This window comes from Geobacter metallireducens GS-15 (genome assembly GCF_000012925.1).
Lineage (GTDB): Bacteria > Desulfobacterota > Desulfuromonadia > Geobacterales > Geobacteraceae > Geobacter > Geobacter metallireducens.
This window is the reverse complement of sequence record NC_007517.1, coordinates 941923-962929: the sequence shown is the minus strand read 5'-3', so window position 1 is coordinate 962929 and position 21007 is coordinate 941923. Positions and strand designations below refer to the sequence as shown.

Sequence of the window (21007 nt, the reverse complement as noted above, 5' to 3'; positions counted from 1 at the left end):
TCCGCTACCCCTCGGTCATCGCCGCATCGATCCAACCGCCACCGAGCACCTCGTCACCGTGGTAGAAGACCACCGCCTGCCCCGGCGTGACCGACTTCTCCGGCTCCCGGAACCGGACCTGTGCCCGGTTGCCGGCAAGAACCGTCACCGTGCAGGGCACGGGATGGTGCCGGTAGCGGATCTTGCACGCTGCCTCCAGGGTCTCCGTTGCCAGGGCAATGACCCACGTCACATCCGTGGCCACGAGCCCCGGGGCCAGGAGTTCCTCCTTGGGCCCGACAATCACCTGCCGCCGCTCCGCATCGACCCCCACCACGTAGAGGGGATGGGGATGGGCAATGCCGAGCCCCCGGCGCTGCCCCACGGTGTAGCGGTAGGTCCCTTCGTGGTGTCCCAGTACGGTGCCAGCCCGGTCGACAATCTCCCCGACCAGTTGACCTGCGCCCCGCTCATCCTCCAGAAACCGGACGTAATCGTTGTCCGGGACAAAGCAGATCTCCTGGCTCTCCCCCTTCTCTGCCACCCGCAGGCCGAACCGGGTCGCCAGCTGCCTCACTTCCGGCTTAGTCATCCCCCCCAAGGGGAAGGTGACCCGGGCAAGCTGCTCCTGGGTGAGGGTGAAGAGGAAGTAGCTCTGGTCCTTGCCGGGATCATCCCCCCGCAGGAGATGGAACAGACCGTCACCACCACGCTCGATCCGGGCGTAGTGGCCAGTGGCCAGGAGGTCGGCTCCCAGCTCCCGGGCCTTCCGGAGCAAGAGCTCAAACTTCACCCGCTGGTTGCACCGCACGCAGGGGTTGGGGGTTCGCCCCCGAAAATACTCGTCCACAAAGTCGTCAATGACCAGCCGCTGGAACTCCTCCTCGAAATTCACCACGTAGAAGGGGATCCCGATCTGCTCCGCCACCCGGCGGGCGTCGTGGATGTCATCCAGGGAGCAGCAGGTGTCGAACTTCTCTCCCTCCGGGGCGCTGAATTTGGAGTAATCCCAGACCTGCATGGAGATGCCGATGACCTCGTGCCCCTCCTCCTTCAGGAGCGCCGCCGTCACCGACGAATCGACCCCGCCGCTCATGGCGACGACAATCCGTTTTCTCGCTTTTTCCGTCATGATTCTCCCCGCAACCGGGCAACGATGGCCGGCAGAACCGCCAGCACCCGGTCTATCTCCTCGACGGTATTCCCCTTCCCCAGCGAGAACCGCACCGAACCCTTGGCCTCCTCGGGAGTGCGTCCCATGGCGGCCAGGACCGGCGAGAGCTTGAGGGTGCCGGAACTGCACGCGGAGCCCGATGACGCAGCTATCCCCTCCAGGTCCAGTGCCATGAGGAGCGAATCGGCCTCCACACCGGGAATCGTGATATTGGTAGTGGTGGGGAGCCGCTGCTCCCGGTGGCCGTTCACGCAGGCGCCGGAAACCCGTGACAGTATCCCCTCTTCCAACCGGTCGCGCAATCCTTTAATCCGCCCCATTTCGCCATTCATGGTTTCGCGGGCAATGGCGCACGCCCTGCCAAAGGCCACGATGCCGGCCACGTTCTCGGTCCCTCCGCGGCGGTTGCGCTCCTGGGAGCCACCATGGATCAGCGGGTGGCACTTCACCCCGCGCCGCACCACCAAGGCTCCTATCCCCTTCGGGGCATAGAGCTTGTGCCCCGAGAGGGCCAGAAACGAGATGCTGTCATCCCGGACCGAGAGTGGAATCCTGCCGGCCGCCTGGACCCCGTCGCAGTGGAAATAGACACGGCGGCACGCTGCAATCTCACCGATCTCGCGTACCGGGAAGAGGACGCCGGTCTCGTTGTTGGCGGCCATGGCCGAGATGAGAATGGTCCGGTCGGTGATGGCCGCCTCCAGCCGCTCCAGGTCCAGAAGGCCGTCCCGGTCCACGGTCACGCGGGTCACCTCGAAACCGAGACTCTCCAGGTAGAGGCAGGGGTTTGCCACTCCTGGGTGCTCCACCTGGGTGGTGACGATGTGGTTGCCGCGCCCCCCAAGGGCCGCAGCGACCCCCTTGATGGCCATGTTGTCGGCCTCGGTTCCCGACGAGGTGAACACCACCTCACCCGGCTCGCATCCCACGAGCGCCGACACCTGTTCCCGGGCCTCCTCCACCGCCCCCTTCACGGCCCGACCGGCCCAGTGGATGCTGGACGGGTTGCCGAACTTCCCCTGCAGAAACGGCAACAACGCCTCCACCACATCAGGGTGGACCGGCGTTGTCGCATTGTGGTCCAGATAGATCATCATGCAGTCTCAAATGCGGGCAATACCGCCCTCACTCCTCGCCTCCGCGCCCCCGTGCCTCGATTACCAGGTCCTCCAGGGTAATGGAATCGAGAAAGGTTCTGATCCGCTCGCCGAGCATCTCCCAGACATTGTGGGTGGTGCAGGCGGCCGTCCGGGTGCAACGCCCCTTCCCCTTGTCCATGCACGAAACCGGCGTCAGGGGTTCCTCAACCGTGGCCACGATCTCCCCCACCCGGATTGCCGAACTCTCCCGGGCCAGGAGGTATCCTCCCCCGGGTCCCCGCACACTCTCCACGATGGCACCGCGGCGCAGCCGGTTGAAGAGCTGCTCCAGATAGTTGAGGGGAATATCCTCCCGCAGGGCAATATCCTTGAGCGAGACCGGTCTCCCCTCCGAGTGGAGGGAAAGATCCACCATGGCCCGAACCGCATACTGTGCCCGTGTCGAAAGCCGCATAAATCAGCCTCTTCTCCTTCTACGTTGTCACCTTTCCCACCACTGGTTCCCGGAAGGGGCGGAGCTCTCGCGGAGAACCGATCCCCGCAAGAAACCACCTCCGGTATCAGCGGAGGGAAAGCCTCGGGAATAGCTGTTCACATGCCACGAAGACCGGCTAGTGACGCTGGATCGGTTCGGAGCGAGAGCTCCGCTCCTTTCCGACGCCATCCGCCGACACAAGGTGACACAGTAGAACTACTTCCCTGACTCCACCCGACGCCTGAGCGCGGCATGTTCGTCCGCAAGATCGGCATACTTGCGCTCCAGTTCCCGCAGTTGATCGAAGAGGCACGAAATGGCTTTCGCTTCCGGGTCGGGAAGCTTCCCGTGCTCGAAGTCTGCTTTCTTGGCCGGCTCATCGGCAGCCATGACCACCCGTCCCGGAATGCCGACTACCGTTGCGTTCGCCGGCACCTCCTTCACCACCACCGAGTTGGAGCCGATCTTCGCCCCCACCCCAACCGTAAAGGGGCCGAGCACCTTGGCGCCGGAGCCGATGACTGCATTGTTATCCACCGTGGGATGGCGCTTCTTCTTCTCCAGGCTCACGCCACCAAGGGTGACCCCGTGGTAGATGGTGACATCGTCGCCGATCTCGGCCGTCTCGCCGATCACCACCCCCATGCCGTGGTCGATGAAGAGCCGCCGCCCGATGGTGGCGCCGGGATGGATCTCGATGCCGGTAAAGAAGCGACCAATGTGCGAGAGAAATCGGCCGAGAAAAAAGAACTCACGCATCCAGAACCAGTGGGCAAACCGATGGAACCAGATGGCGTGAAGGCCGGGGTAGCAGAAAAAGACCTCAACGCTGCTGCGGGCGGCGGGGTCCCGTTCTTTGACCGATTGGATATCCTCATGCAGGCGTGCGAACATTGGCGATCCTTCCCGGGGACAGCGTCCCCTCAACGGGAGTGGAAACAGAACGAGTGCCGACCTTCTCTGGCAGACACTCGTCTCACTGAATAGCTGTACATATGTCAGGTATCATACCTTACAAAATCTGTCAACTATAGTTTCCCTCACTCAAGATTCCACTCTCCCCGCTCCCAGCGCTCAAGGGCCATGCCTGCCCGAAAACCCAAGAGCCCCTCTTCAGCGGAAAGCCTGCGAAGCACGGTAATGGCACGCTCGGGGCAGTAGCGGAGCGAGTAGACTGCCGCCATCCCCGCCACAGCCTTTCGGTCGCTGTCCACAAGGGCAAGGAGACCCTCTCTCCCCGCTTCCCCTGTCAGCACTATTTCGCGATAAAGCCCCTGGAGCACAAACGCGTGCCGGTTGACCTTATTCTCGTCCATGGCTTCCATGGCAGCGGCATGGGCCTCGGCAGCAGCAGCGAAACGGTGCAGGAACCTGGTCATTCGTTCATCGGTCATTTATCCCATCCAAAAAGAGAAGGGGCTCAGCCACTGAAAGCAAAGCCCCTTCACGCCCATCCATTGGTGCCCGAAGCCGGGGTCGAACCGGCACAACACTAAGTGTCGAGGGATTTTAAGTCCCTTGTGTCTACCAATTCCACCATTCGGGCTAAGAAAATCTACTCTTCCTTGGTGTTGACCCGCTCGCGAAGTTCCTTGCCGGTCTTGAAGAACGGCGTTTTCTTGGCGGGGATCTTCACAACATCACCACTCTTGGGATTTCTCGCTTCGCGGGCGCCGCGCTCGCGGACGGTAAAACTGCCGAAGCCGCGAATCTCCACCTTTTCGCCCCTCTTGAGCGCATCGCTGATGCTGTCGAAGACAAGGTTCACTATCATCTCCGAATCCTTGCGGGTAAGCCACGTATTCTTCTCTGCCAACTGTTCTACCAGTTCACTTTTCGTCATTCATGCACTCCTTGCTGCAAGGTTCCGTGAGCCGGGCCAGCGGCCCGCCCCCCTCCTGCGGAAGTTCCGCCGGGATTGCCTACCCGGTCGGCTCATGCTCATTCACGTTAACAGCACCAGCGCGGTTAGTCGTTTCCGTCACCGTTTTTCCGGAACCCCACCTTGAGAAGCTCGCCGAGGTTGGACGTGGCCTCACCCTGGGCCTGCATGTACGACTCGATCTCTGCTTTTTCAGCCGCCATCTGGAGAGATTTGATGGAAAGGGCAATTTTCTTTTCCGACTCGTCGACGCTGAGCACCACCGCGTCAAGTTCGTCGCCGACATTGGTGAACTCCTTGGGAGATGCCACCTTTTCCCGTGAAAGTTCAGACACGTGAATGAGCCCTTCGATCCCTTCCTCGATCTCCAGGAAGACACCGAAGTCGGTGACCGACGTGACCTTGCCGTGAACGCGGGTACCGGGACGATACTTGACCGGAATCTCGCTCCAGGGATCGAGCAGAAGCTGCTTGATGCCGAGGGAGAGGCGCTCGTTCTCGGGGTCGATGTTCAGCACGACAGCCTGGACCGTCTGCCCCTTGGTGAACACTTCACCCGGGTGCTTGATCCGTTTTGTCCACGAGATGTCGGAGACATGGACAAGACCGTCGATCCCCTCTTCGATGCCGATGAAAACACCGAAGTCGGTGATGCTCTTGATCTGCCCCTCAAGCTTGGTGCCCACGGGGTACTTCTCCTCAAGCTGCGTCCAGGGGTTCACCTGCACCTGCTTAAGGCCGAGGGAGATACGGCGATTGCCCATATCGACACCGAGGACCACCGTTTCCACCTCGTCGCCCACGGTAAGGATTTCCGAGGGATGACGCAGCCTGCGGGTCCAGGACATTTCAGAGACATGGACAAGCCCCTCTACCCCGTCCTCCAGGGCGATAAATGCCCCGTAATCGGTCAGGCTCACAACCTTCCCCTTTACCCGGTCGCCCTGGTTGTACTTCTGCTCTACGGAGACCCAGGGGTCAGGGGTAACCTGCTTGAGGCCAAGGGAGATTTTCCCTTTTTCCTGGTCGTACTTGAGCACCTTGACATTCAGCTTGTCGCCCGGCTTGAGAATCTCGGAAGGATGCCCGAGGCGGCCCCACGACATATCGGTCACGTGGAGGAGGCCGTCAACACCGCCGATGTCCACAAAGGCGCCATAATCGGTAATATTTTTGACCACCCCTTCACGGACCTGCCCTTCGGCAAGGGTGGCGAGGGTCTCTTTGCGCGAAGACTCCCGTTCCTCCTCCATGAGTACCCTGCGGGAGAGAACGATATTGCCCCGCTTTTTGTTGAGCTTGAGGACCTTGAACCGGTCGGTGGTGCCGATGTATTTGTCGAGGTTGCCCCCGGGCCGGAGATCGACCTGGGAGGCGGGAAGGAAAGCCTGAACGCCGATATCGACGGTAAGCCCACCCTTTACCTTACCGGTAATCTTGCCTTCGATGATGCCACCTTCGCCGCCGGCTTCATCGATAACATCCCAGACGGCCAGACGCTCGGCCTTGCGCCGCGAGAGAACCGCATACCCCTTTTGGTTCTCCTTCCGCTCGAAGAGCGCCTTCACTTCGTCGCCGACCTTGACGGTCAGATTGCCGTCTTCGTCAAGGAATTCGTCTATGGCAATGCACCCCTCGGACTTGTAGCCGATGTCGACAAGCACAAATTCATTGCTGATGTGAACAACCTTGCCGGTGACGACCTCTCCCACGCGGTGCTGCTTGATGCTCTCCTGGAAAAGCTCGGCGAACTCCCCCGACCCCCCGTGCTCCCCATCCTCCTCCACATCGACGAATCGCTTGATCGTCATGGCGTTGCGGTTCTTCATGTCCTTGTCTTCACTCATTAAAGCTGGCCTCCCTGAATCGTTTGTGGATTAGGATATGCAAACGTAACACATATCTATTTGAAAATTCAACTAGTTTTAGCACTATCAATCTCTCTGATCCGCTCGATCACCTCATCGATGAGCCACTTGGGAGTTGACGCTCCGGCGGTCACCCCCACCTTGGCTACCCCCTCGAACCAGGCAGGGTTGATCTCCTGGGCCGTCTCAATCTGATGGGTCCGGGGTTGGAGTTCAGCGCAGACCTCGGCGAGGCGTTTGGTATTGGCGCTGTTGTAGCCACCGATAACGATCATGCAGTCAACCGTGCGGGCCAAAGCCGTCGCCTCCTGCTGGCGCACGGCCGTCGCATCACAGATGGTGTTGAAGATGCGAATTTCTGCCCCCTTGCGAAGACATTCGAGGACCACATGCTTCAGATTATCGAAAGATTGAGTGGTCTGGGCGACTATGCCGATCTTCTTCATCTTCGGCAACCGTGCCGCTTCCTCCTCGGACCCGACCACGCAAACCTTCCCCTTGGCGTAGGAAACGATCCCCTGGACCTCGGGATGATCGGCATCCCCCACAACAACCACTTCGTAACCGGCCTCGGAGAGATTCTGAACATTCTCTTGGGCCTTCTTGACAAAGGGACAGGTGGCATCGACGACTTCAAGTTCCTTCCGGACCGCCTCTTCCAACTCCTCCGAAGTCACGCCGTGGGAACGGACTATGATGGTCCCGTCGGTTATTTCGCCGAGCCCCTTGAGAACCTTAACACCCATCTCCTCAAGCCGGTGCACCACCTGAGGCGAGTGGATTATGGGACCGAGGGAGTAGGTTTTCCCCTCTTTTTCGGCCGCCTCGAAGGCCATCTGGGTGGCCCGTTTAACGCCGAAGCAAAAGCCGGCCCGCTTGGCCAGAATTATTTCCATATGATTGAGACTCCAGAGTGTTCTTTATTCGTTGGTTTTTCAGGGGGCGCAGACGCTGTGGGCCTGCTCCTTTTCCCGGACCATCCCCTCCATGATGGCGATCACCTGATCTATGGAAAGGCCGGTCGAATCGACGTCTATGGCGTCATCGGCTCGCCTGAGGGGAGCATGCTCGCGCCCCGAATCCTGTTTATCCCTCAGGGCGACGGCCGAAACCGTGTCTTCCAAGGTGACATTCACGCCCTTGCCCGTCAATTCGAGCCAGCGGCGTCGTCCGCGCTCCTCCACCGACGCAGAGAGGAAGAATTTGACATCAGCATTGGGGAAAACCACGGTGCCGATGTCCCGCCCCTCCAGGATCACGCCCCCTTCATTCCCCATACGGCGTTGGAGCGTCAGAAGAAAATCACGGACGACCTTGCGGGCCGAGATGGCCGATGTCAGGGAACTGATGTCCGGCGTCCTGATGGCTTCGGTCACATCCTCGCCGTTGACGATGACGCGGCAGCAGCCGTTGTTGCGAAAAAAATCGATCTCTATCCCACGGCACAACCGCTCAAGGGACTCGTCGTCGGCACCGTCCAGGCCTGCCCGTTTCGCAACGAGAGCCACTGCCCGGAACATGGCGCCGGTGTCGATGTGGACATAGCCGAGGCGGTCGGCCAGGCGCTTGGTGATGGTGCTCTTCCCTGCGCCGGAGGGTCCGTCAATGGCTATGATGAGTCCCCGTCTTCCCACGCCGCTCACCGGGCCGCAACCTTTTCGAGCAGCGGGAAGAACGTGGGGAACGACGTGCCGATACACTCGGTGTCGGTAACGGTAATATCGCCCCCTGCCGTGAGGCCCGCGATGAGCATCGACATGGCGATCCGGTGATCGCCGAAGCTCTCCACGGTGCCTGCGGCAATCTGCTCCGCCCCCTCGATATCCATGCCGTCTTCGCTTTCGGTGACCGTCACACCTACCGCCCGCAGGTTGGTGGCCATGGCGGCAATCCGGTCGGTCTCCTTGACACGGAGTTCCCGGGCCTCCCTGACGACAGTGCGCCCCTCGGCCACGGCAGCGGCGACACAGATGACGGGGAATTCATCGATGGCCCGGGGGACCACCTCGCCGGCAATTTCAATCCCCTTGAGGCGAGACGAGCGTACCAGTATATCGGCAACCGGCTCTCCGGAAACCTCCCGCTGGTCGAGCAACTCCAGGGAGCCTCCCATGGCGGTCAGGATGTCGATGATGCCGGTGCGTGTCGGGTTCACCCCGACCCCGCGGATGAGAAGCTCGGAGCCGGGGACGATGAGGGCCGCCACCATGAAGAAGGCGGCAGACGAGATATCTCCGGGAACTATAATGTCCCGCCCTTCCAACTCCCGGCCGCCGCGGACGACTACTCCGGCGGGGCCGTTCTCGATGTCGGCTCCGAAGTGGCGAAACATCCGCTCCGAGTGATCCCGGGAAAGGTGCGGCTCGGTAACCCGCGTCTCACCTTCTGCATAGAGCCCGGCCAGCATGAGCGCCGACTTCACCTGGGCACTCGCAACGGACGACGTGTAGGAGATCCCTTTCAGGTCCCGTCCGACAATGGCAAGGGGCGCCTTTTCCCCTCCTTCACGACCATGAATGCAGGCACCCATCCGTGAGAGGGGCTCCACCACCCGCCGCATGGGACGGCGCCGCAGGTACTGGTCGCCGGACAGCACCGAGTAGAACCGTTGGGGAGCCAGAAGACCGGTCAGAAGCCTCATGGAAGTCCCGGAATTGCCGCAGTCAAGGACGTCCGTCGGTTCCGCGAGGCCACGAAGTCCTTTCCCGGCGATGCGGAGCGTCTCGCCGTCGTCGTCGATGACAACGCCCATGGCCCGGAAGGCGTTCAGGGTGGCAATATTGTCCTCGCCCCGGAGAAAGCCGCGCACCGTGGTTTCCCCGCGGGCAATGGAACCGAGCATGATGGAACGGTGGGATATGGACTTGTCGCCGGGAACGGTGATCTCGCCACGAATCCCCTTGGCCGGCCGAACGGTATAGCTCTGCACGATTAACCACCTTGGCTGAGATTTAGGAACTGCCTTCCCTACAGAATAGCGTCTCTGCTTTCCTTCGATTCCCGGAAGAAGCGTTCGAGTCCAGGGGCGTCGGCCGCTGCCACCAACTCCCGGAGTCTCGCAAAGTATGCGGCAAAATGGTCCATCATTTCGATGACCGCTTCCCGATTCATGAGGGCGATGTCCCGCCACATGGCCGGGTCCGACGAGGCTATCCGGGTAAAGTCGCGGAACCCGCCGGCGGAGTAGCGAAGGATACTCTCCTCGAAGCGGTCGTACCCTTCAACGGCATTCACCAGAGCATAGGCAACCATGTGGGGGAGATGGGAAATGGCCGCAAGCACCCGGTCGTGCTTCTCCGTATCCATGATGACCACTTCGGAACCGGCGACCTCCCACATCCGCACCACCTTGGCAAGGGCATCCTGGCTGGTACGGGAGGTAGGGGTCACGATGCAGCGCTTTCCCACATAGAGGGAGGAAAACGACGCTTCCACACCCGAGTGCTCGGTGCCGGCGATGGGGTGCCCGCCGACGAAATGAATCCCGTTCGGCATGAGGGGTTCGCAGGCGGAAACAATCTCTTCCTTCACGCTCCCCCCGTCGGTCACCACGCAACCGGGAGCCAGATGGGGGGCAATCTCGGCCGTTATGGAAGGAATGGAGCAGACCGGCGTGGCCAGGAAAACGACGTCAGCACCCTCGACGCCGGCTACGGAATCCAGGGAGTACCGATCGATAACCCCAAGTTCCACCGCCTTGCGCAGGTTTGCTTCGCCGCGCCCGATTCCGACAATCTCCCCCACCGCCCCCTTCTCTCGCAGGATGCGGGCCAGGGAGCCGCCGATAAGGCCAACGCCGATGATGGCTAATCTATGGATGAAGGGCATTGTATCCAACGGCTATTTCGCCCGGGGGTATGATCCGAGGATCTTGACAAACTGGCAGTAGTTCTTCAGTTCCTGGACCGCGTCGGACACCACCGGATCTGAGATGTGGCCGGCCAGATCGAGGAAAAATATGTACTCCCAGGCCTTTTTCTTGAGGGGGCGCGACTCGATCTTGGACAGGTTGACCCCCCGTTTGGCAAAGGGCTCCAGCATCCGGTGGAGGATTCCCGGCTCGTCCTTGACCGAAAACATGAGGGAGGTCTTGTCGTCGCCGCACCGATCTGCCATTTTCCGCCCCACAACCAGGAAGCGGGTGAAGTTGTTCACCTGGTCCTCGATCCTGTGGCGCACCACTTTCAGATCATACAGCGCCGCAGCAAACTCGCTGGCAATGGCGGCGGCGGTATAGTCCTCCCCGACGATCTGGGCCGCCAGGGCCGTGGAGGCCACATCCACCACCGGCACGCCCGACAGATTCTCGTCGAGCCAGTTGCGGCACTGGGCAATGGCCTGGGGGTGGGAGTAGACCTTCTTCACATCCTCCAAGCGGCCGGTGCGGGAGAGGAGATCATGGGAAACCTCCAGGAGTATCTCCGCGTTGATTTTGAGATCGCTCTCCATGAACATGTCGAGGGTGTGGGAAACCATCCCCTCGGTGGAGTTTTCCACCGGAACCACGCCGTAGAGGGAACGCCCCTTGCTGACCTCCTCGAAAACAGCAGGGATAGACTTCTGGGGGACGAGTTCCGCCGACAGGCCGAAATGCTGCAGGGAAGCAAGATGAGTGAACGTCGCCTTGGGGCCGAGAAAGGCAACCTTCATGGGGGATTCGAGGGCAAGGGAAGCAGAAATGATCTCCCGGAAGACGCTCCGGACCGCCTCGTTCGGGAAGGGTCCAGAATTCCCGGCCGCAAGCCGCTCATAGATTTCCCGTTCACGGCTCGGGACGTGGAAGTCGCGGTTCTCTCCCGCTTTGACCTTGCCGACCTCTATGGCCAGCCGGGAGCGGCTGTTAAGAAGATCCAGGATCTGATCATCAATGGCGTCGATATCACGACGCAGCTCTTGGAGCGTTTTCATGGTGCGTATGGGACCATCCGGTGGGGAGTTAGCGGACATGCCGTGGAGGGGGTAATGTATAGGAAAGATGGCAAAAATGCAAATCTTTTCTGGTTTACACAAACATCATTTCAGACAAACCTTGCGGACCTCGTGGATGTCGGTGAGGCCCTGTAAGACCTTAAGTATGCCGTCCTGACGAAGGGTCGTCATCCCTTCGTCCATGGCCAGGCGGCGGATAAGTTCGGTTTCAGACCGCTTTTTTATCAGGCTTTTCAGACCATCCGTACATTCGAGCACCTCGTGGATACCGAGGCGGCCGCGGTAGCCGGTCTGGCCACAGGAAGGGCACCCCACTGCCCGGGCAAGGACGAGTTCGTTTCCCACGAGGCCGGTGGCGGCGAACTGCTCCTCGCCGTACTCCGCGATGATCTCTGCAAGCTCCTGCCTGTCAGGACGGTAGACCTCGCGGCACTCCTCGCAGAGACGCCGGGCCAGGCGCTGGGCAACGATACAGATAAGCGAATCGGAGAAGCTGAACGGATCAAGCCCGATCTCCAAAAGGCGGGTCACGGTTTCGGGGGCCGAGTTGGTATGGAGTGTGGAAAGGACCAGGTGTCCGGTCAGGGAAGCCTCCACGGCGATGGAAGCGGTTTCCTCGTCCCGCATTTCCCCCACCATGATGACATCGGGGTCGAGCCGCAGGAACGAACGAAGCGCCGCCGGGAAGGTGAGGCCAATCCGGGGGTTGACCTGCACCTGCCGCAGTCCCTTCTGAGTGATCTCCACCGGGTCCTCGGCGGTCCAGATCTTCACCTCGGGACTGTTTATCCGGGAAATCGCCGCGTGGAGCGTGGTGGTCTTGCCGCTCCCCGTGGGGCCCACCACGAGAACCAGGCCGTAGGGCTTGCTTACGGCCTCGCTGAAGATGCGCATGTTCCGTTCGGTCAGGCCCAGTTTATCAAAGGAAAAGGTCTCGCCGGTATTAACAAGCCGGATCACCACATCCTCCAACCCGCCGGCGGTAGGCATGGTGGCGATGCGAAGCTCCATGTCGAGGGGACCGAACTTCTTGAAATTGATCTTTCCGTCCTGGGGCTTGCGTTTTTCGGCAATGTCGAGCTCGGCCATGATCTTGAGGCGGGAGGGGATCGCGTACTTATAGCGGTAGGGGATGCGCTGGTAGACCTTGCACCGACCGTCCACCCGCATCCGGACAACAATATCGTTCTTGCCGTGGTACGGCTCGATATGAATGTCGGAGGCACGGCTCTGGTGGGCGTCGAAGATGATCTTGTTGACGAGCTTCACAATAATGCTGTCACGCTCGGATACCTTCTTGACCTCGTCCTCGATGTCGGGTTCATCGTCGGCATTGGCCCCCAGGATTTCCGAGATGCTTCCCGGACCGATCTCAAGGTCAGCCTCATCGAAGGTGGCAACAGAACTGGCAGCGGTCCGGTAGAGGCGCTGTTGGGCCTTGAGGATTTCACTCTCCACGGCGATAACGGGAATAATCCGCGAACGGATGCTCTGCTCGAGATCCTTCAGCTCCTGGAGTCTTATCGGATAGGCCATGGCCAGGGTCAGGGTATTGCCAATCTTGGAGATGGGGACAATCCGCTGCTTCTGGGCATAGGAGGGGTTGATGTAGCGGGCAAGCTCCGCTTCAATCTCAAGGGTATTGATGTGCACGAAAGACAGATCGTACTGGACGGCCACCGCCTTGGCGAGGGGTTCCTCCTCCACAACGCGAAGCTTGCGCAGAGCCCTGGCGAGGGGGATGCCGTCCCGCTTGGCGACCTCGCGGGCCTGGCCAAGACGTTCCTGGTCGATGAGCCGCTCACGCACGAGGATATCGCCAAGCTTCTGGCGCTTGCCGGTCTGTTCAAGGATGTAGGAGAGATCGCTTTCGGTAAGGAAGCCGAGCTTGCAGAGGAGCTGCCCCACGGGCTGATCGGGGAAGACCTTCTGAAGTTCCAGGGCCTCCCGCAGCTGATCTTCGGTAATCAGCCGATTTTCAACAAGTATCTCTCCGACCTTCTTTACGGACATGGCAGCAGGAAACCCTCTTTAATGGGAAATGACCGAGTAGCCGCTGTAATCGAGGAGATCCCTGAAGAGCGGATCGAGCTCGACATTGGTAAGAAAGACCGACTCTCCCCCTGCCCCCTGGGCACGCATGCGGACCCCCGACATCTGGATGCCGTAGGGCGCGTCCCGGTACTGGAGGAGATCGTGCTGGGCGAAAACACCGGGAAGCCGGAGCCTAGCCAGTAGTTTTTCGGAAACCTTCCGGAAGTCGTCCTTCGGGTCAAGGACAACGACCCGATACCCCCGGGTCTCAAGGAGCCTCGTCAGGGTATAGGAAACCGGATCTCCATCAAAGTAGCTCACGACATAGCGGTCGCGCCCGTCCTCGAAGTAGCGGTCGGCCCGCACTTCGAGCCTGAGCCCGCCGTCGGACATACCGTAGAGCTCTACGCTGCGGTCAGCCTCGTAGCGCACGTCGAGTGCCCGCAGAAGACCATCGACGATCCCCCGGGTATCGTGGGCAGTGATCTGGTGAAGGGTCCGCCCGCCACGGGGCAATGCCTGGTCACCGGCGGGAAAGGGCTCCAGAACCTGAAACCCCTCGCGGCGAAGAAACTGGACCAGAACCGGCGGCATACCGCGCCGGTACTCCTCGACGCTCATCAGCACCACATCGTGATTCAGGACGCTTTCCGGGGTCTTTTCGATCTTGAAATCGGCGTTGACCGTCAGCTTGGGATCGGCGCCAAACGAGAGGGCGACATTGTCCGCCACCGAATAGAAGCGGGCGCCTTCCAGAAGCGACGCCATAAAGCGCTTGCGGTTGCGGGGGCTCTCGGAAACGATGCGCACCGACGGATCCTTCTCCTCAATGAGGGATCTCACGAGAGGAGGAATCTTCCCCCCGGCATCCACAAGCACTCTTCCCCCATCTGCCGCGGGGAACGAGGGGAATGATTCCGGGTCGAGGGACAGGGAAAAGTTCTTGTCCTCGATGGAAATCGGCCGAGAGGATACCGGCCGGGAAGGGACAAGGCCACCCCAGACTTGACGAACCGCGTCGAGATTGGCCGGTTCCTGCTCGGGGGAGAGATTCATCATCCGCATGGTGTGACCCGCGGACTTCCCGTCACTGCCGGCTGAGGCTGCGGCAAGAGACCCCGGCCTTTTCCCTCCAGCACCGTCAGTCCTTGCAGGCGCCCCGCGGACAATCTTCGATTCCTTCCGCTCAGCCACATCGGCATGTTCGCGCCGGTGCGTCAGCGGGATGCGCAGGGACTGCCCCGCATGGAGTCTCCTGATGTCCGTGATTCCGTTAAGACGCTTCACTTCGGGCACGAGGGCTTCGGCCTCGGCATTGGAAAGACCGTACTCCTTCATGAGAATTTTGAAAATGTGGTCCCCCGGCTTAACGGTATAGGTATAGTGAGACGCCCCGGTCGCCGACCGTGCCGCTTTTCGAACCGGCCGTTCCTCCCGTTCCTTGGCAGGTGATTCAGCGGTCTTGTCAAGGAAACGCGGATCGAGCTCAAAGCGCGGGTCAATGGCGCGCACCTGCGTCGGCAGAGCGCCGAAGGCCAGCATCGCGAGTGCGATGGCAACAGCTTGTCGGGGGGGGGTAGCTATCATTGCATCTCCCGTTTTCAAGTACTTGTACAAAATTATTATAGGAAGAACAGAAAAAAGCTCCCCCGTGTATCGCCGCAAAAATGCAGCTGTAAAGCTCAGGCCGCAAAAACAGGGGCAGGCATTGATTATCCCGGGGCATCATGCCTCAGTTGAGGGTTACAACAACCCCCCGGACGCCCCCTCCTTTGCGGTAGATGACGACCTCGCCCTTTCCGTCAACCTTGCCTACCTGACGCAGGTACCCCCCCTTTTTTGTCTGGGACGATACTGCGCCGAGGCGTTCGCTCCCCGTCAATTCCCTGACAACGGCAACAACGAGGGTATCGGGGACAGCAGTGCCACGGAGGGCAATGACCTGCACCGCCTTCAGGCGGCCGTTCTCACGGAATAGACGGTACTCTGTTCCCCTGCCGAGATATCGCTCCCAACCGGGATGGACCTTACCAAAACCCTCATCCTTCCCCGATGCGGGGATAAAAGAAGGAAGCGCCGCGGGGGTAGTCTTCAGAGGGATCGCCTTTGCGGGAGGGGCCGGCGCAGGCGAAGTCCGGGTCGGGGCCGTTTGCATTGCTTCCGGTTTCGGGGAAGGTTTTTTCTTATTCCCTTCTCCCTTCAGCAGTAAAGCCCCGCCCACCATCGCGCCAAGGAGGAGCACCACAATGGCGGCAGCCCATACGGTGAGACGCTGTCCTGTCGCCCCTCCGAGTTCCCGGTCCGGCGGAGGAATGGTCACCCACTCCGCCTTTGCCTCTTTAGTCATCTCTGCGCTGAAGTCGGCCATGGAGGCGGCGGTTCTCTCACGGGAAGATTCGACCGCTTGAAGCGGAGAAGGTTGACGTAAAGGGGCTGGCTTCGGCTCCGCTTCGCGCAGTGGAGTCAGTGGCGGAGAAGGGGTGGCCGGGGTCGAGGGAATCTGTTCCGAAAAGGTAGACTGGGTGGTGGCGGACTCTTCGATAATCGACGGCATCACGTTCCGAAGTTCGGACCCTGGCGAAGGCATCCCAGGGCCGGTTGTTGCCGCTCCCCTGCCGACCAGAACCTGCGAGACATCCGGCAAAGAATCGCTTTCATCCCTCTCCTCAACTTCGGAGTGCGCCTGATGACAGGGTGGCTGAACGGCATGGGGAACGGCATCCCCGGGCGCCTCCCAATCAAAGGGTTCAGCCTCTCCATGAGAAGGTGCAGGGTGGTCCGACACATTAGGGGCAGCAGCGGCGACGTTTCCAGCATGACGAGTCGGCACGTCATTCGTTTCAATGCGGAGATCGGGGGCAATCTCCATCAGCCGAAGCTTAAATTGATCAGCAAGCTCCGCCTGCGGCAGAGAGAAATCGATTGCATCATCGAACCATTTTTTCACTCCCTGCGTCGGCAGGGGTGCTGTATGTATGAGCACAATGCGGGGTGCATCACCACGGAGGAGGGTTTTTATGTGGCGCGCAACGGTCTCACCGGAGATTCCCGAGATGTCACCCTGGATGAAGACTGCAGAGGGCCTGTTGTCAAATACCTCCTTGAGCCCCTGATCGAAATCGGTAGCGAGCCTCATTCTGGCCTTGAGCTGGGACTGCACCCGGGCAATGAGGTCAGGAACCCGAGTATCGTCGGAGATGAAAAGTATCGTTATCATCGTATTCCCTGAGTGTCCGTCACTGGCATGAGTCAGATAGCGACATTGACAACTACGGCACGTAAATTAAGTTGTCATCAATATCCATAATAGCATGACAATGTCAATTGCAACCGTTACAGCCTGATCAGATCCTCATGTTCTTCGTCATGGGGATTAATGTGGATCATCACGTCTCCCACATTGGGGAATTGCTCGAAAATAAGCCGCTTAACCGTTGTGGCGATGTCATGGGAGCGCTTGACGGTCATCTCTGGGTCCATATCGAGTTTGAGATCAATAATGATGTACTGGCCCGATCTCCTCCCCCGGATTTCATGGACGTGCTCCACTCCGTCAACCGCTTCGGCCACTTCGGAGATCGATTGGATAAGATCACCGGAGGGGAGGCCATCCATGAGGTCATGGATGGCTCCCATGCATGTTTCATAGCCGATGTGAAAAATGAAGAACGCCGTGAGTCCGGCGGCCAGGGGATCCATGACGCCGGCCCCCAGGTAGGCGCCGAAGACGCCAACGAGGGTGGCGATGGACGTCACAGCATCCTTGCGATGATCCTTGGCAACCGCCGCCAGTGCGGGGCTCTCAAGATGCTTTCCGGTCGATACCGTGTAGCGGTACAACCATTCCTTGACCGCAATGGTGACAAGAGCAGCAAGCACCGCAATCAGATCAGGGGTCTGATAGGTGCGGTCCATAATGGTGTGGACGGCCTTAACAAGAATCCCTATGCCCGTTGAAAAGATGACCAGCGAAACAAGGACTGCCGCGATGCTCTCCGCTTTGCCGTGCCCGTAGGGATGTTTCGGGTCGAATGGTTGACGTCCGACCTTAAGCGCAATCATCGTGGAGAGAATCGCAATGAAATCACAGGCGCTCTCCAGGCCATCGGCAAACACCGCTTCCGATTTCCCGAAATAGCCGGCCAGGAGTTTCATGATCATGAGCCCTGCGTTGGCCCAGAATCCGACCGCGATAATACGGTCAGCTTTATTGAAACGCTCTTCCCTCAGCATGGCTCAAGCACCTGACCGGACTCCCTGATGTCCTTGAGGCTCAGTTGCAGGGTTTTGCGGCCGTTCCACTCGTTCCAGCCGAGCGTAAAAACGATATCCACGAGATCTGGCAAGCTGTCCTCCTTCGTTGCAAGATTAAAACCAATGGCGTCAAAAGTGAATCCTCCACCAGAAAGCCGTACTTTGAGATGGTTGCCGCGAACGGCCCACCGCCGCACGATCTCCATATCTTTCAGCACGAACAGCGGTTCGGGATTTCCCGCGCCGAAGGGCTCCAGGGACGAAAGCGCGTCCGCCAGACCAGCTGTCACCTGCTGGGCCGAGAGTACAGCATCCACGCGGAGCACCGGTATCAGGTCGTCGGCGGACAGCAACCCCGCAGCAACTTCTTCGAAGCGGTCCACGAACAGTTCCAGCGTTGGCTCATCAATTGAAAGCCCGGCAGCGTAACGGTGCCCGCCGAACTTCACGAGTTGGTCGGCGCAGGCGCCGAGGGCATCGTAGAGGTGAAAGCCCGGAATACTGCGCCCCGATCCCCGGCCGTTTCCTTCCTGCAGAGCAATGAGCACGGTCGGACGATGGAAGAGATCGACCATTCGCGAGGCAACGATCCCGATGACCCCCGGATGCCACGCAGCGGAGGCGAGAACGATACTTTTTCTCCCCTCCATGGCGGTATTCCCTTGAACCCGTCCCAGGGCGTCCGTCAGAATCTGCCGCTCCAGGGCCTGGCGCTCGTCGTTATTCGCATCCAGTTCCGCGGCAATGGCCGCGGCACGGCCAGGCTCGGTCTCAAGGAGAAGTTCAACCCCGGCAGCGGCATCCTCCATTCTGCCGGCTGCGTTAAGTCGCGGTGCAAGCCTGAAGCCGACAGCACCACAACTCACGGCGCCGGTGACTCCCGCCACATCCTTAAGGGCCTTCACTCCAACCCGCGACGAAGCGGAAAGTTCCCGGAGCCCATATTTAACGAATATCCGGTTCTCTCCCACGAGAGGAACCACATCGGCAATGGTTCCGAGGGCGACGAGGTCGAGGTATTCCCGCAGATTCGGTCCGTTTCCTCCGGCGAATGCCCCTTCCGCCCTGAGACGCCCCCGAAGGGCGACCATCACGTTAAAAGCGACGCCCACGCCTGCAAGGGATTTAAAGGGATAGGAACAGCCCGGCTGAAGTGGATTGATAACGGCACAGGCTTTCGGGATGGCCGGACCAGGGGTGTGGTGGTCGGTGATGACGAGGTCAACCCCTAACGTAAGGCAGAGTTCCGCCTCGGCCACGGCATTCACCCCACAGTCGACCGTAACGACAACCTGCGCCTGCTCGGCCACCTTGCGCAGGCCGTCCACCGAAAGGCCGTATCCCTCTTCGAGGCGTTTCGGAATATGATAGAAGCAGCGGATACCAACCGCACGAAAAAAGCTTACCAGCAATGCCGTGGCAGTAATCCCATCCACATCATAATCGCCGTAGACGCACACAGTTTCACGTCGTGCCCGTGCCGCACAGAGGCGGGCAACTGCCTCTTCCATTCCCTTCAGAAGGAAGGGATCGCTCACGTCCCCCAGGGAAGAGGAAAGAAAGCGGCGCGCGGATTCGCCATCCGCGATGCCCCGGTTGGCGAGCAGCGCTGCCAGGAAGGGGTCGACCGAAGAGTCCGAGGCAATTCTCTGCGCAGCCTCCTTGTCATTGGTCCGTAACTCCCATCGCTTTTCGGCAACCGCTTTCATTCTCTGCCACCCCACCTCGCACAATGGCCACAAAAAAACCCCGCCGAAGCGGGGAATTCGATGCCGTCAAATCACTTCCTGAAGAGTTGCCCCTGGGGGGATGGGGTCTGCGCCATCCCCTTGGCCTCCTCCAACATCGTCCGAATTTGCTGGGAGTTGGGCCCCATGGGATCCAGTTCAAGGTAGCGTTCCCAGTATTTCACCGCCTTGGCGGGTTGTTTCAGGTCGCTCATATAGACAACCCCGAGATTGTAAAGACTCTGCAGGTGTTTTGGATCGAGCTGTTGCGCCTTCTCGAAGTTGGCAATGGCCTTATCGAACCACCCGACCCGCTTGAACATGATCCCCTGGTCAGTAAGTACGTTGGCGTTGGTCGGGTCGAGCTCCAGGGCCTTGCCGTAGGCGTTGATAGCCTTCTGGGCCTGATCGGTGTCGAAATAGTCATTGCCCAGCTGGATCCAGGCCTGGAGGTTCTTGGGATCGTTGGCAACGACTTTCTCGGCCTCGGCAATCCGCTGCTGGTAGTCGACGGGAGATCCGCCGCCGGCGGGAATGCCTGCCGTGGCCGGGGCAGGTTTCTGCTTGTTGACCACGCCGACCACGAGAACGGTGCCGAGGATGCCGACAAGAAGCGCAATGACCACGTAAAGCACAGTTTCCTTATTCATCATCGTCTCCTCTTGACGTCAAGCCTTGCTGGCCTTGGGACGACGCCCCCAGACCTCGACAATGGGACTCGCCACGAACACGGATGAGTAGACACCGACGAGGATGCCGACCACAAGGGCCAGGGCAAAGTCATGGATAACCTCGCCGCCGAAGAAGTAAAGGGAGCCGGCGGCCAGGAAGGTGGTAAGTGCCGTAATAATGGTCCGGGAAAGGACTTCGTTGATGCTGAAGTTGAAGATCGTCTCCAGCGAATCCTTGGTGTTCTTATGGAGATTCTCCCGGATGCGGTCAAAGACGACCACGGTATCGGTGAGTGAATAGCCGGCGATGGTGAGGACCGCCGTAATGAAGAGGAGATTGACCTCCTTGTCCAGGAGGAAAAAGACGGCAAACATGGCGAGGACGTCGTGAAGCGTTGCAACGAGCGCTCCCACGCCGAAGGTAAAGTCGAACCGCCAGGCAATGTAGATGAGGATGCCGATCATGGAGATGGCCACGGCGACCAGGGTGTCCTTGCGGAGCTTGTCGCCGATGGCAGGGCCGATCTCGGTGGAGCTTTCAACCACGAAGGTATTGCCGGTCAACTCTTTCTGGAAGGCAGTCTGGATCAGGTCCGCCGCGTTCCCCTGGGGGAGTGAGGTCTTCCCTACCTTCACGAGGAGTTTGTTCCCCGTCTTGAGCTCCTGAAGGTTGGCGTCATGGATACCGTGCTTCGCCAAGGCCTCACGGGCCCGGTCGATATGCACCGGCTGGGCGAATTTGAGCTGCACGGCGGTGCCTCCGGAGAAGTCGATCCCCATGTTGGCTGTCCCGAGGGCAATCCGCACGATGCCGATAATGCCGAGAATCGCTATGACAATGGAAATGGCGAAGGAAAACTTCTTCATCCCCATAAAATCGATATGTGTCTTGCCGATAAATTCCATGGACTCCC

Annotated in this window: 19 protein-coding genes and 1 tRNA gene; all 20 read right to left on the bottom strand. The window is 59.9% G+C overall.

Annotated elements, in window-relative coordinates; all coding sequences use genetic code 11:
- Positions 1–4 precede the first annotated feature (4 nt).
- The 20 genes from mnmA to secF all read right to left on the bottom strand — a co-directional run bounded on the left by mnmA (position 5) and on the right by secF (position 20999).
- Positions 5–1111, bottom strand: coding sequence for a tRNA 2-thiouridine(34) synthase MnmA (mnmA, locus tag GMET_RS04375; protein ID WP_004513019.1), 1107 nt, complete (start codon positions 1109–1111; stop codon positions 5–7).
- Positions 1108–2247 (bottom strand): cysteine desulfurase family protein, encoded by a 1140-nt coding sequence (locus tag GMET_RS04370; protein ID WP_004513018.1) that lies wholly within the window; start codon positions 2245–2247, stop codon positions 1108–1110. Before GMET_RS04370 ends, mnmA begins: the two co-directional genes overlap by 4 nt.
- A 31-nt stretch (positions 2248–2278) precedes the next feature.
- Entirely contained in the window at positions 2279–2707 is a 429-nt protein-coding gene (locus GMET_RS04365) for an Rrf2 family transcriptional regulator (RefSeq protein ID WP_004513017.1), read from the bottom strand.
- 237 nt (positions 2708–2944) lie between these two features.
- Positions 2945–3622: a serine O-acetyltransferase gene (cysE, locus tag GMET_RS04360; protein WP_004513016.1), complete on the bottom strand. Its 678-nt coding sequence runs from the start codon at positions 3620–3622 to the stop codon at positions 2945–2947.
- Between the two features lie 146 nt (positions 3623–3768).
- Positions 3769–4122, bottom strand: a complete 354-nt coding sequence (locus tag GMET_RS04355) for a hypothetical protein (protein ID WP_004513015.1) — start codon at positions 4120–4122, stop codon at positions 3769–3771.
- Between the two features lie 64 nt (positions 4123–4186).
- A tRNA-Leu gene (locus GMET_RS04350) sits at positions 4187–4274 on the bottom strand.
- Between the two features lie 9 nt (positions 4275–4283).
- On the bottom strand, positions 4284–4571 hold the full coding sequence (locus GMET_RS04345) for an integration host factor subunit beta (RefSeq protein WP_004513014.1): 288 nt from the start codon (positions 4569–4571) through the stop codon (positions 4284–4286).
- A 125-nt stretch (positions 4572–4696) separates the two neighbouring features.
- Entirely contained in the window at positions 4697–6457 is a 1761-nt protein-coding gene (locus GMET_RS04340; RefSeq protein ID WP_004513013.1) for a 30S ribosomal protein S1, read from the bottom strand.
- 68 nt (positions 6458–6525) lie between these two features.
- Positions 6526–7374, bottom strand: a complete 849-nt coding sequence (locus GMET_RS04335) for a 4-hydroxy-3-methylbut-2-enyl diphosphate reductase (RefSeq protein ID WP_004513012.1) — start codon at positions 7372–7374, stop codon at positions 6526–6528.
- A gap of 39 nt (positions 7375–7413) precedes the next feature.
- Positions 7414–8121 carry a (d)CMP kinase gene (gene cmk / locus GMET_RS04330; RefSeq protein ID WP_004513011.1) on the bottom strand — a complete coding sequence of 236 codons (708 nt, stop codon included), beginning with the start codon at positions 8119–8121 and terminating at the stop codon, positions 7414–7416.
- The gene (gene aroA, locus GMET_RS04325; RefSeq protein ID WP_004513010.1) at positions 8118–9407 is read right to left on the bottom strand and encodes a 3-phosphoshikimate 1-carboxyvinyltransferase; all 1290 of its coding nucleotides are present in this window, start codon (positions 9405–9407) and stop codon (positions 8118–8120) included. Before aroA ends, cmk begins: the two co-directional genes overlap by 4 nt.
- Positions 9408–9445: 38 nt before the next feature.
- Positions 9446–10306, bottom strand: a complete 861-nt coding sequence (locus GMET_RS04320) for a prephenate dehydrogenase (protein ID WP_004513009.1) — start codon at positions 10304–10306, stop codon at positions 9446–9448.
- A gap of 12 nt (positions 10307–10318) precedes the next feature.
- The gene (gene pheA / locus GMET_RS04315; RefSeq protein ID WP_004513008.1) at positions 10319–11386 is read right to left on the bottom strand and encodes a prephenate dehydratase; all 1068 of its coding nucleotides are present in this window, start codon (positions 11384–11386) and stop codon (positions 10319–10321) included.
- Between the two features lie 105 nt (positions 11387–11491).
- Positions 11492–13420 carry a GspE/PulE family protein gene (locus GMET_RS04310; protein WP_004513007.1) on the bottom strand — a complete coding sequence of 643 codons (1929 nt, stop codon included), beginning with the start codon at positions 13418–13420 and terminating at the stop codon, positions 11492–11494.
- Positions 13421–13438: 18 nt separating this feature from the next.
- Positions 13439–15028, bottom strand: a complete 1590-nt coding sequence (locus GMET_RS04305) for a LysM peptidoglycan-binding domain-containing protein (protein WP_004513006.1) — start codon at positions 15026–15028, stop codon at positions 13439–13441.
- A gap of 145 nt (positions 15029–15173) precedes the next feature.
- Complete coding sequence (locus GMET_RS04300; RefSeq protein WP_011365733.1) at positions 15174–16658, bottom strand: hypothetical protein; 1485 nt, start codon at positions 16656–16658, stop codon at positions 15174–15176.
- Between the two features lie 116 nt (positions 16659–16774).
- The gene (locus tag GMET_RS04295; protein ID WP_004513003.1) at positions 16775–17674 is read right to left on the bottom strand and encodes a cation diffusion facilitator family transporter; all 900 of its coding nucleotides are present in this window, start codon (positions 17672–17674) and stop codon (positions 16775–16777) included.
- Positions 17668–19404, bottom strand: a complete 1737-nt coding sequence (gene recJ / locus GMET_RS04290; protein WP_004513002.1) for a single-stranded-DNA-specific exonuclease RecJ — start codon at positions 19402–19404, stop codon at positions 17668–17670. The genes GMET_RS04295 and recJ overlap by 7 nt, the downstream gene beginning before the upstream one ends.
- 71 nt (positions 19405–19475) lie before the next feature.
- Positions 19476–20072, bottom strand: coding sequence for a tetratricopeptide repeat protein (locus tag GMET_RS04285; RefSeq protein WP_004513001.1), 597 nt, complete (start codon positions 20070–20072; stop codon positions 19476–19478).
- 18 nt (positions 20073–20090) lie between these two features.
- Positions 20091–20999 carry a protein translocase subunit SecF gene (secF, locus tag GMET_RS04280; protein WP_004513000.1) on the bottom strand — a complete coding sequence of 303 codons (909 nt, stop codon included), beginning with the start codon at positions 20997–20999 and terminating at the stop codon, positions 20091–20093.
- Positions 21000–21007 lie beyond the last annotated feature (8 nt).